Annotated in this window: 14 protein-coding genes; all 14 read left to right on the forward strand. The window is 33.0% G+C overall.

Annotated elements, in window-relative coordinates:
• Positions 1-209 precede the first annotated feature (209 nt).
• Positions 210-989, forward strand: a complete 780-nt coding sequence (locus GGR42_RS16705; RefSeq protein WP_167966567.1) for a DUF4304 domain-containing protein — start codon at positions 210-212, stop codon at positions 987-989.
• Positions 990-1127: 138 nt separating this feature from the next.
• Positions 1128-1979 carry a TraB/GumN family protein gene (locus GGR42_RS16710; RefSeq protein WP_167966569.1) on the forward strand — a complete coding sequence of 284 codons (852 nt, stop codon included), beginning with the start codon at positions 1128-1130 and terminating at the stop codon, positions 1977-1979.
• Positions 1980-2291: 312 nt separating this feature from the next.
• The gene (locus GGR42_RS16715) at positions 2292-2813 is read left to right on the forward strand and encodes a hypothetical protein (RefSeq protein ID WP_167966571.1); all 522 of its coding nucleotides are present in this window, start codon (positions 2292-2294) and stop codon (positions 2811-2813) included.
• Between the two features lie 168 nt (positions 2814-2981).
• The gene (locus GGR42_RS16720; RefSeq protein WP_167966573.1) at positions 2982-3539 is read left to right on the forward strand and encodes a GNAT family N-acetyltransferase; all 558 of its coding nucleotides are present in this window, start codon (positions 2982-2984) and stop codon (positions 3537-3539) included.
• Between the two features lie 210 nt (positions 3540-3749).
• Positions 3750-4310 (forward strand): hypothetical protein, encoded by a 561-nt coding sequence (locus tag GGR42_RS16725; protein ID WP_167966575.1) that lies wholly within the window; start codon positions 3750-3752, stop codon positions 4308-4310.
• 157 nt (positions 4311-4467) lie between these two features.
• Positions 4468-4911: a hypothetical protein gene (locus tag GGR42_RS16730; RefSeq protein WP_167966577.1), complete on the forward strand. Its 444-nt coding sequence runs from the start codon at positions 4468-4470 to the stop codon at positions 4909-4911.
• A gap of 146 nt (positions 4912-5057) precedes the next feature.
• Positions 5058-5699 carry a toxin-antitoxin system YwqK family antitoxin gene (locus tag GGR42_RS16735; RefSeq protein ID WP_167966558.1) on the forward strand — a complete coding sequence of 214 codons (642 nt, stop codon included), beginning with the start codon at positions 5058-5060 and terminating at the stop codon, positions 5697-5699.
• Positions 5700-5859: 160 nt separating this feature from the next.
• The gene (locus GGR42_RS16740; protein ID WP_167966579.1) at positions 5860-6339 is read left to right on the forward strand and encodes a hypothetical protein; all 480 of its coding nucleotides are present in this window, start codon (positions 5860-5862) and stop codon (positions 6337-6339) included.
• A gap of 170 nt (positions 6340-6509) precedes the next feature.
• Positions 6510-7235: a CPBP family intramembrane glutamic endopeptidase gene (locus GGR42_RS16745; protein WP_167966581.1), complete on the forward strand. Its 726-nt coding sequence runs from the start codon at positions 6510-6512 to the stop codon at positions 7233-7235.
• 207 nt (positions 7236-7442) lie between these two features.
• Entirely contained in the window at positions 7443-7976 is a 534-nt protein-coding gene (locus GGR42_RS16750) for a hypothetical protein (RefSeq protein ID WP_167966584.1), read from the forward strand.
• A 231-nt stretch (positions 7977-8207) separates the two neighbouring features.
• Complete coding sequence (locus GGR42_RS16755; RefSeq protein ID WP_167966586.1) at positions 8208-8882, forward strand: DUF4145 domain-containing protein; 675 nt, start codon at positions 8208-8210, stop codon at positions 8880-8882.
• A gap of 143 nt (positions 8883-9025) precedes the next feature.
• Positions 9026-9640: a hypothetical protein gene (locus GGR42_RS16760; protein ID WP_167966588.1), complete on the forward strand. Its 615-nt coding sequence runs from the start codon at positions 9026-9028 to the stop codon at positions 9638-9640.
• Between the two features lie 557 nt (positions 9641-10197).
• The gene (locus GGR42_RS16765; RefSeq protein ID WP_167966590.1) at positions 10198-10656 is read left to right on the forward strand and encodes a hypothetical protein; all 459 of its coding nucleotides are present in this window, start codon (positions 10198-10200) and stop codon (positions 10654-10656) included.
• A gap of 232 nt (positions 10657-10888) precedes the next feature.
• Positions 10889-11686 (forward strand): DUF6090 family protein, encoded by a 798-nt coding sequence (locus GGR42_RS16770; protein ID WP_167966592.1) that lies wholly within the window; start codon positions 10889-10891, stop codon positions 11684-11686.
• Positions 11687-11786: the final 100 nt, after the last annotated feature.

Here is an 11786-nt window from a genome sequence, read left to right on the forward strand (position 1 = left end):
ACAAAACCTAAACGTAATGCGGACTTTAGGGCTATATCGAAAGGTCTGTGCATATTTATAAAGTCGCTAAATCTTATGGATTTAGCTTTGGACAAGAAAAATAAAACTAAATAATAAGCTTTAGCTTAGTGCGCAGACGGAAACGAAAAGTTTCCTTAACACCGCACTACGCTTAGCTAAACCGTTGGCAACAAGCTGAAAAAAGGACAATGAAGTACTTCAATCTTTTCGGAAAAACCAAAGGACAGAGCTCAAATCCTGAATATGAAAAATCGGAATTTGAGCAAATCAAGGTTTTTAAGAGTTTACCTAAAGAACAATGGAAACCAGCTTACAACGAACTGAATAAAATAATCGGTGCGAACCTCAAAGAATACGGATTTAAAAAGAAAGGCAGAAAACATTACCGACTGACAAATGACTTACTCGAAGTTATTGACGTTGACAACCGTGGAAGTTGGTCTGGAGCGAAAGACGATATAGAAATCCGAATTGGATTAGTTCCTTACTGTTGGAAAGGGCTAACGAATGAATATTATTTAGTTGGTTCAAAACCGCTTGAGGAAATAGACAAAACAATTAGAAACCATTTTAGGATTTCAAAAGAATATTTGATTTTGGCAGACTATTTATCGGAACGAATCATAAAAAATGCTCTTCCTTTTTTAGAGAAATATAACTCGACTAAAAAAATAACAAGTCAACCGTATATTTTTCCTTATCACACAAAGTGTGGTGGAAATGACATTAGAAACTCTCATTTTTTAATTCTATTCTCGGAATTAAAGCAACACAAAATTGATAAAGCTATTGAGATATTAGATAATGAAATTGAATTTGGTTCAGACAGCCTGAATCAAGTGACTTGGAAAGAATTAAAAACAATGACTGAAAATAAAGATTGGGAAACGATTGACAGAATATTTGCTGAAAACGAAAAAGCTGAATTAGATAAATTAAAAATAAAGCCAGTTGCCAACAATGTATAACCGCAATTACGGCGGATTCGACTACGTCCGAATCCACTCAGAATTGCTATAGTCAGTGCTAAACCGAAAATTTAAACATAAAAACCCGTAACTGACGGTTATACGAGACCGATTACCTGCAAGCTGAAAAAATCACTAATGAATAAATTAATTACCATAATAGCGTTTTTATTACCATTTCAATCTGCAATTGGACAAAACACAATACTATGGAAAGTAACAGACACTATTAACGGAAAAATCTCCATGGTCGTAGGTACTTTTCATCAATATGGCAATTCGTTTGTGGACTCTATTCCAGAAATACAAGATGCTCTTTTGCAATCTGAACTGGCAATTTTTGAATCAATTGATGATTCAGATAGTGCTACAAAAATTATTAATTCAAGAACTCAGACTAATCAAATTTCCAAACATCTTAAAAGAAAAGATTTTGAAAAACTAAAGATTATAAGCAAAAATTGGAAAGTAAATTTATACAAATTAAAACCTATCGAGCTAAGATGGAAACTACATCAAGTTTTTGTAGAAACTAAATGTAAAACTGTGAAAGCCAGCGACGAATGGGACCATTTTGACAATTATTTAATACACAAGGCTAAAAAAAATCAGATTGAAATATATGGTCTTGAAAGCGATAGTCTTCAACTTAGTTTGATAGAAGAGGAATATGACTATCCTGAATGGAAAAAAGAGAAAAAAATTATAGGATATTGGATTAAAAAGGTAATGTCCAAAAAACTGGCTAAAACGGATTGTAGCCTTGCTAAAAAATATCGGAATTTTGATTTAGATTATTCATTTTCTGAAGATTGTGCCGACGATATAATACTGAATAAAAGAAATGAAGATTGGATGAAAACCATTCCAAATTTCTTAGAAACAAAAAATTGTTTTATCGCTGTAGGCTTATTCCATCTTTATAAAAAATGTGGTTTGATTCAACAATTAAAGTCTTTTGGATTTAAGGTCGAGCCTATAAAAATATAGCCAGCAGGTAACAAAACCTAAACGTAATGCGGACTTTAGAGCTAAACCGAAAAGGTCTGGGTATATTTATGAAGTCGCTAAATCTTATGGATTTAGCTTTGGACAAGAAAAAATAAAACTAAACAATAAGCTTTAGCTTCGTGCGCAGACGGAAACGAAAAGTTTCCTTGCAACCGCACTACGCTTAGCTCAAGCGTTAGCAAACATTGTTACAAATCCCGTTTTTACTCGTCGAAAAGTATATTACACTCATTTATGATTTCAAAATTTAAGACCAAAAGCTAATTTTGAGATAAATAGAACGCAGAATAAATGGCTAAAACGAGACTGCTTATCTTTTTTGTCGTTTTAAGTGGAAATTTTTCAAACTCTCAGTCAAAACCTGAAATAGATTCTCTGCTTGACGGCATTGCACGAATTGAAAATTCAAAGGAAATAACAAAAACAGAGCAAGCTGAAAAAATTCTTGCTTTCGGAGAAAGTTCTTTAACTATTCTTGCAGAATTCTTCATCGATTCGACTAAAACTGTAGTCAGATCTGAATGCCAAGAACGAAATTTGACCAAAGGGGAGTTAGCAATAATTATGGCAGATCGAATTGAGATAATGCCTTACGCAACAATAACTGGAATTCAAAATTGCTTATTGACTTATTGCGAGAATAATCCAAACATTGTAGAATACTATTTATGGGCAATTAAGCGGGATGGATATGATAACTTTCAAAAAAAGTATGTTGACTGGATATATAGCAAAGATCGCTTAGATTGGCCGATAAAATTAAAAGGAAAAGCTAGGAAAGAACGGAAAAAGCAAATCCGAAATGCGAATTGAAAAAAAACGTTTGCTAACAATGCCTATAATTCAGTCTTCCCTTTTAGAAAACCGGAAATTTCCTACCTTTAATCGGCCTGATTTCGCAGCCTGAATTTATTAGCATAAATTCCAGACCGAAATCATAGCCTAACCGTTGCCACACATTTAAGAAAATCACATTTAAAATTGAAAAAAGAATACATTTTTAAATCTGAAAGACTCGGATTCCGTAATTGGAATGAAACTGATTTGACTGAATTTTCGAAATTAAATGCTGATATGAAAGTAATGGAGCATTTCCCAAAACCCTTGACTAAAAATCAAACAGCGAAACTTATTCAGCGATTTAAAAATCATTATGAAAAAAATGGACATACTTACTTCGCAACTGACATTTTGGAAAGTGGAGAATTAATTGGATTTATAGGTTTGGCATTTCAAGACTACAAAACGGACTTTACTCCTGCTGTGGATATTGGATGGAGACTAAAAAAAAGTTCTTGGGGTAATGGATTTGCAACAGAAGGTGCGAAAAAATGTCTTGAATTTGCATTTAACCAACTGAAAATAAATTATGTAATCTCAACTTGTACTGAGAAAAATTATAAATCTGAAAACATAATGAAAAAAATCGGAATGGAAAAAATTGGAGAATTTGACCACCCAGAATTAAATGAATATCCTGAATATAAAAAATGTGTTTGTTACGGAATAAATAAAAACGTGTGGCAACAAAACCTATAAACAATACGGGTTTCGGGCTTAGTCCCAGGGTTTGCGTATTTTTATGATGTCCGCGAAATCTTTGGGATTTCGCGGACATCATAAAAGAAAAAACAAAACCAAAAGATTTCGCTACGTGCGTGGCGGAAAGTAAACTCTAGTTTGCTCCCGTACTGTTCATAGCTAAACCGTTAGGTGTAATTAAAACCGCCTATAAATCGAAATAGAAGTATGGATTTTATAAAAGAAAACTGGGATTGGATTGCCGAAAGTATTTGGAAGGTAATCTCCATTGCAACAATATTTTTTGCCGCAGGTTGGGGACTTTCTGCTTTATTCTATAAAGAGAGAATAGAGATATTAAAAGAGAAAATAAATTCAAAAAATGAAAGTCCTTCAAGTGATGACCCAAGTGAGTTCTTATATCCAGAAACGGGAAAAAATGGTAGAAATATACTTGCAAATTCAACGTTAAGTGTACAAAAAGGCGAGAAAGTTTCTTTAAGGGCAATTATACCTAAAAATGAAAAAATACTTATAGAATTAAAAGGTCCAAAACGACATCACAAACAAGATGATGGTGCGTCATGGAATTTTTCAATAAGTCAAAAACGAAATTGGACTACTAAAACCTATGAGCCTGAAAATGGAGGAAGGCAGGAATTTGATGCCGAATCTGGAAGTGCTGATATGGAAATAGTATTTCAGAGGGAAGGAAAAGTAATAATTTCTGTCTTTGAAGGAGACATGCGTTCTAATACATGGACAAAAGAAATAACTGTTAGAAATTAAATAACTACACCTAACACGGTGTATAATTAATTGCGGGTGGATTTCCTAAACGGAAATCCTTGCAATCAATTATCTTTAGATTCAAGCGGACATTTTCCGTTGGAAATGTCCGCAACTAATCATACACGAACCGTTGTAGGTAATTTAAAAAAACGAAATGCAGTTTGAACCTCAGTATTTTAGTGGAATATTAAAAGTCTTGATTTTGACTTTATTGATTTCTCTTTTGCCTATTTATTTCATAGAAAACAGGACTGTGATTTTTCTAATCTTTATCGTCGGATTTTTGACAATATTATTCTTAAAAAATAAAAAATGGATTAATAGAATAAAGGTTGACGCTAAAACTTCGAAAATCAATATTGAATATCCATTAAATTTTGTCGGACAAAAAAAAGTAACTATCGACTTTTCAGAAATTTGCAAAGTTGTTTATTACGAATATATGTATCGAACTCCTGCTCATTTTAAGATTGAATTAAATGCCAAAACTTTTCGCTTTAATTGCGACGCAAATGAATCAGAAAAACTGAGTAAAATTTTTAAAGATAACGGAATAGAAACAAATTTTTATAATAAAAAAGAAGTTGGATTTAGATAAAAACTACCTACAACACCGTATAAAAAAAATTGCTAGTTTTAGCTAAACCAAAGTTAGTTGCTCGTTTGCTAGCTTCTGATTTTCCTTCGGAAAATCCTCGCACACAAACACGCAACTTTCCTTATACAACAACGTTGTGCATAATATTGAAAACTGCATCACATATTATTATCGTTTTGATTCTACAAATAGGGACTTGGTCTGTTTGCGGACAAAAGTCATTCCATGAAAATATTCTTGGTACTTGGGTACATGAAAAACCAGATAAAAACCCTGAATTTTTATTGGATTCGGAGGATTCACCAAAGTCGACTAAAAAAAGTATAAGTCTATACTATTTTCAAAAAGACAGGATATTGGATATCAAAAAGACTTATGGACAATTCAAGACGGACTATTCTATTTCTGACTCAACATTAAACTTAGGTGTACGGAAATATAAAATAATTGAATTTACCCAAAACAAACTATTAGTAGAGGAGTTTGGAGATTTGGTCATTTTTAAAAAAAAACTAGAATTCAAAAGAACTGACAAAAGAATTGAACCAATTCCTGCAAGAGAAAAAATAATCGAATCCTATAAAAACGGCAATCCAAAGATTTCTGGAGAAAAACAAAATGGATTTGAAAATGGAATATGGACAGAGTGGTATGAAAATGGGCATGTTAAATCAGTAATCTACTATAATATGGGAGCTCCTTTAATGACGGCCAAGTTTAATAATAAAGGAAAACTGATTTCAGAAAACTGGTTTGATTTATATTCAAACTCTGTACGGACAAATTAAAATACATATGGTAACAAGACCTATAATCAATTGCGACGGATTTCCTAAACGGAAATCAGCGCAATTAGCTAACTTTGGTTCTAGACGGAAAAGTCCTGCGGACGTTTTCCGCAACAGATTATAGCCAGTCCGTTGTGCATAATATTGAAAACGCATTCGAGTGAAATTAATAATTGGAATAATAATAGTTTTAATAGGTGTCTTCATTGTTCTCAAAAAGAGAAATATTGAAAAAACTAAATCCTATAAATGGAATCTTGAAAATGAGAATCTAAAAACCGATTTTACCAATATTTTAAGTAAAAAACCCAATCTTGAATACTTAATAGTTGAATTTGACTCTTACTATATTCAATACAAAGGATTTGTAAAAAGCAAAGAATTTTACTCTGAAATAGTAAGTAACGAGTTTTTGGACGAAAAAAATCAGTATTCTGAGAATCAAAAAAATGGAATATTCAGTTTGGGATTTTTAGAACCGAAAAAAAAAGATTCGGACGGAAATATAAGTCCTAACTACTCAAAATGGTACGGAGCTAAATCAAAAAACGAAATTGACTTGATTTTTAATGAATTGATTAAAATTTTGGAATCAATTTATGGGTTAAAAAAAGGAACTGAAATCAAATTGAGATGGTAAAAATACTATGCACAACAATGTATAACCGCAATTACGGCGGATTCGACTACGTCCGAATCCACTCGGAATTGCTAAAGCATGTGTTAAACCCAAAAACAGTAACTTAAAACCCGTAACTGACGGTTATACGAACCGTTATCTGCAAGCTGAAAATATTACCAAATCCACCAATGAATAAAAAAATTTATCTGATTTTATTGTTATTTCTTACAATCCTTCTAGCTGGATATTACTTTACAACAGAAATAAAGAGTTTTTGGATTAATCACCTTGCAGGTTTGGGAGTAATGCTTTTTTCAGGACTTACAATTGTTGGACTAAATAAAAAGAAACTTCCTATAAAGGAAAAAGCGGAATTTAAACTTAATCAAATACCGGCAATTACAGCTGGTATTATTGGACTTTTAGGGTTTAATAATTTCATTCAGGTCTTAGGAACAAAAGTTGCCGGCATAGAAATGGAAGTACTTATAAAATCGGCAGGCTTTAATAAATATTTAGTAACATTAATAATATTTACAGTATTTGAAGAAATTGTATTTCGGAGAATTTTGGCGCAATTCATAAAAAATAAAATTGGGATAGTAAAAGGTATTTGGATTTCTGCCTTAATTTTTAGTGTTGGTCATATATATTCAGACACAGGACTATTATATGCCTTTTTTGGCGGTCTGGTTTTCGCATATATTTATTTTAAGACCAAAAACATTTATTTAAGTATATGGGCTCATTTATTTTACAATTTATTGACTTACTTTTTGACCCCAATATTTGCAGACAACATAAATAGTCTTTATGAATACCCAATTATTCTTACAATCATAATAATTAGTATTACACTTATTTATGGAATGGTATGGCAATTGCGTAAGCCTGAAAAACAACAACTTGTATAAAGCCAGCAGATAACAAAACCTATAAACAATACGGGCTTAGGTTTAAACGCTGAGGTCTGTGTATATTTATAAAGTCGCGAAATCTTTGGGATTTCGCTTTGGACAAGAAAAAATAAAACAAAACCAAAAGATTTCGCTATGTGCTGGGCGGAAAGCAAACGCTAGTTTGCTCCCGTACTGTTCATAGCTCAACCGTTACCTGTAATTTTGAAAAACATTCTACAAATATTGACTTTCTGGATTTTGGGAATCGGAATTGGATTCGCACAAACGGAATTGCCTTTTTTTGAGCAAAGTGCATTTGACTTCTATGCAAAGGAAATTCTTAAAGAAAATCCTGTCAAAAAGAGAATCAGTATTTATAAGTATTACTTGGACTTTCAAAATAACAACTCATATTTACCAGATGATAATTGTTTAGAAAAACCCATTTTCCAGAATCAAATAATGGAAGTGGATAGAGTTACTTATGGACAAGACAATATTGATTCTGATAAGTTTGAAATGGACCTAAGCCAGTTGGACAAAAAACAATTTAAGATTCGTAAAAATGGACGTGGTAGCTACCCAAAATTATTACTAAGCTACCCAATGGTTTCCAAAAAAGAGCCTAATAGATTTTTTGTGAATATTTCGGAATCCTATGATAGACTCGTCAATATTTATCATGTCGAAATGGACGATAAGGGAGAAGTGATTGATTGGTGTAAAACCTATCACGAAACGATAATAATACGCTAAAAAAACTACAGGTAACAAAACCTATAAACAATACGGGCTTCGGGCATTAACGAAAGGTTTGCGTATTTTTATGAGGTCGCGAAATCTTTGGGATTTCGCTTTGATACAAAAAAAGAAAAAACAAAACCAAAAGATTTCGCTATGTGCGTGGCGGAAAGCAAACACTAGTTTGCTCCCGTACTGTTCATAGCTCAACCGTTGGCAAACATTAACGAAACTGCACACTAAATAATGAAAAGTATTTGTTCAACCTGCAAAAGAGAAACTAATCACGAAATTTTAAGTGAGGAAAAGTATAACTATAGCGAAGAAACTGGTTGGTGGGAAGACCATAGATACCAAATAATTCAATGTAAAGGTTGTGATACAATATCCTTCCGAAAACTATATAGTGATGCTGCTTCTGGTGGAGCAATAGAACACGGAATAAACCCTTGGACTCAAGAATTATTTCCTAAAAGAACTTTGACATCACTTCCAATAAAAAATTTATTAAATACACCTCAAAATATTAAAAAAATATATCGAGAAACAATAGATGCTTTCAATAATGGACAGAGCATATTATGCAGTGGAGGATTAAGAGCTATCATAGAAGGTGTATGTAAGCAAAGAGGAATATCAAAAGGAGAAGTTGACAATGGAAAAGGAGGAAAAAAAATGTCTAACGGATTAGATGGAAAAATTGAGGCTTTAGCAAGTAATGGGTTTTTAACCCAAGAAAACGCAAATATTCTTCACGAATTAAGATTCCTTGGAAATGCAGCATTGCACGAATTATCCTCACCATCGAATAATGAATTAAAAATGGCTATAGAGATTATTGAACATACTTTAGATAACCTTTATGAATTTGAACATAAAGCAAAAGAATTAAGAAAAGAAATTGCTAAAAGAAAAAAATAACGATTTGCCAACACCGTGTATAATTCATTGCTAGTTATAGCCTACTTACGAAAGTCCTCGCGGACTTTCTATCTGTGTTTTATTTGCTAACTTTAGTGCTTAAACACGCAACGAAATCATACACAATCACGTTACCTGTTATTTTGAAAAAGTATCTCAAAATCTATCTCACTGTTTTTGTCTTTCTACCTGCTCTTGGGTTAGGACAGGACTTTGAGCTTATGGAAGTCGAAAGAAAAGCCGAAAAGGACACGATTGGTGATTTTCCAATTTTCGAGACTTACCATTTGGACGGATATTGTTTTGCAATCGGGACTGATCCTAAAAATGACAGTGAGTACGATTTAAAAATGTTTGTTTTTAACCCAAGTACAGACCTTGTCTATAAGTCGCCTGCACAGGTAGAAAGTTATACTTTTTCCCTAAAATTTTTTCAATCAAAGACTAATTCAAATTTATATTTGATTTTAGCGCATGCGAGCAATGAATACTCATGGGGAAACGAGGTTTTTCGATTTGAGAAGGGACGAATTGACCATCTTGGCCTTCTTGACTTGGCTACATTTGACTTAAAAGATGAACCTTGGGATATCGCGTCATACACGGAAATCTATAAAAATGGACAAAACCTCCTATTTGAATTCAACAAAGACACCTTAATATTTAACCCTGGAGGGAGAAAAGAAAAAATGGTGGAATCAAAAAACGTGCACTACTTGTGGGACGGACAAAAAATGGAATTAAAAAACAACAGGTAACAATGGCTAAACGTAATGCGGACTTTAGGGCAAAACCGAAAGGTCTGTGTATATTTATAAGGTCGCTAAATCTTATGGATTTAGCTCTGGATAAGAAAAAATAAAACTAAACCAAAAGCTTTAGCTACGTCGGCAGACGGAAACGAAAAGTTTCCTTGCCTCCGCACTACGCTTAGCCCAACCGATGGTATTGCATTCGCCCATGGCGAACTTTAATCTGTGCAACTGCGTTGCTCCACATCTTAAAGTAAATGCAATACCATCTTTAGGACTAAACCAAATTACACATAATACATCCCTATAGAAGATCGCCATAGGCGGGCTTCGAGCCCCAACGCAACACATCGGCAGCTAAAAGTAATTTGGTCCAACTCCTCGAATTCCCTATACTTATAAAAAGGTAGCCTTGCGATACCTTCAGTATCTTGGCCAGAACAATGCCATGATTTAATAGGTAGCTGACTATCATGGCATTGTATAACCTTTTTATCGTATCTTCATTCTCATAGCTGAACTACGTTTAGCCCTAAAGTTAGGTGCAAGTCGAAAAAACTGATATGAAAAGAACCAAAAGCGGAAAATTTATTGAATGGACACCGATTTTCGACATAAAAAATAGCGGATATTTTGCTGGAGTGGATAATGACGGAAATTGGTTTGCCGATACAGCCGAAGGACTAAAATCCCTCGATGAAGGTGGTGGAATTGGAATTCTACCGATACTCGAAATGACCAGAGCCGAATTTAACTCATACCTGAATGCAAAAATTAGGAGTTCTGATTTAAAACCTGATTCTAAATTATCGGAACTAGCAACTAAAATAATGCACTTGAGTTTTGGAATTTCGACTTACTGGGCGGAATTAGGAATTGAATGGCTGAATGAATCTGAAATGGACTCTGACTTGAAAAATAGATTGAATTATTTGATTGAAAATAAAATGTATAGTCAGAAATTCAGACATAAAGCGTTTGCAAAAATTAAACAATACGAACGGAAAAAGACCAGCACCTAACAACGCATATAATCCATGGCTCAAATGGTGCAACATTGAAAAGTCGAACAAAAAACCTAACTTAGTTACGACGGAAAAATCCGTCGAGCGGCTCGCCGCGGCTTCTGATTCTCACGCAGCTTTGCAAGCTGCTGCCATCAACTCCCCAACGCTAGCCGCCAAAACGCCACAAATCATATACAAAACCGTTGTGCTTCATTATGAACAACCAATAACCAATAACCAATGACCAATGATAAAATTCTTTAGAAAAATTAGACAGAAACTACTGACTGAAAACAAATTCAGCAAATATCTGATTTATGCAATTGGAGAAATAATTTTGGTCGTAATTGGAATTCTAATTGCGCTTCAGATTAATAATTGGAATGAACATAAAAAACAGAAGATCAAAGAAATAAATACTCTTGAAAGCATAAATGAATCATTAAAGCAGGATAAAATTCAATTAGAAGGAATAATACCCTATAATGATAAGATACGGAATTCGATAGATTTTATTTTAAATCATTTTAATGAGGATTTACCATATGACAATTCACTTGATTCTCATTTCGCATTTACATCTACCCTTATGGTTCCTAATTTTCAAACAAGTGCTTTTGAAACCCTAAAATCAGAAGGAGTGAACCTAATTTCAAATTCCACTTTAAGAAACTCAATAATACAATTTTATGATTCTGGAATAAAATCTACTGATTGGCAAACCGAAACGTATAGAAATGTGATTATGGATGCATCGAAAAACATATTCAACAAGAGATTTAATAGTTTTTGGGAAAGTAATTATGATGAGTATATGGAAAAACAGAAACAAGGACAAAATGTTAGTATTTTAGAAATTAAAGGAGCAATGAAACCAAATAATTATGAATTACTAAAAAAGGATAACGAATATGTATACTTCTTAAAAAGTCTAAAAAATATTAATAGTTGGCATATGGATAGGATGTTCAAATTAGAGCTTAAAGAAATCGAAAAATTAATTCAAAACATTGAAACGGAAGTAAAGATTTTAAAAACAAAATAACGAAAGCACAACAAAGAACTGAGTTAAAAAACAAGTTCTTTTAAGTTAATCCAGACACATAATTCTCATCATAGGGCATCCCTGATTTTGCAATGGCAAA

It is taken from the genome of Saonia flava (assembly GCF_011927795.1).
Classification (GTDB): Bacteria; Bacteroidota; Bacteroidia; order Flavobacteriales; family Flavobacteriaceae; genus Saonia; species Saonia flava.

Coding starts and splice junctions, on each gene's coding strand:
- GGR42_RS16725 (WP_167966575.1), top strand. CDS start 3,750: ATGGATTTTATAAAAGAAAACTGGGATTGGATTGCCGAAAGTATTTGG.
- GGR42_RS16730 (WP_167966577.1), top strand. CDS start 4,468: ATGCAGTTTGAACCTCAGTATTTTAGTGGAATATTAAAAGTCTTGATT.
- GGR42_RS16710 (WP_167966569.1), top strand. CDS start 1,128: ATGAATAAATTAATTACCATAATAGCGTTTTTATTACCATTTCAATCT.
- GGR42_RS16745 (WP_167966581.1), top strand. CDS start 6,510: ATGAATAAAAAAATTTATCTGATTTTATTGTTATTTCTTACAATCCTT.
- GGR42_RS16770 (WP_167966592.1), top strand. CDS start 10,889: ATGATAAAATTCTTTAGAAAAATTAGACAGAAACTACTGACTGAAAAC.
- GGR42_RS16755 (WP_167966586.1), top strand. CDS start 8,208: ATGAAAAGTATTTGTTCAACCTGCAAAAGAGAAACTAATCACGAAATT.
- GGR42_RS16705 (WP_167966567.1), top strand. CDS start 210: ATGAAGTACTTCAATCTTTTCGGAAAAACCAAAGGACAGAGCTCAAAT.
- GGR42_RS16765 (WP_167966590.1), top strand. CDS start 10,198: ATGAAAAGAACCAAAAGCGGAAAATTTATTGAATGGACACCGATTTTC.
- GGR42_RS16715 (WP_167966571.1), top strand. CDS start 2,292: ATGGCTAAAACGAGACTGCTTATCTTTTTTGTCGTTTTAAGTGGAAAT.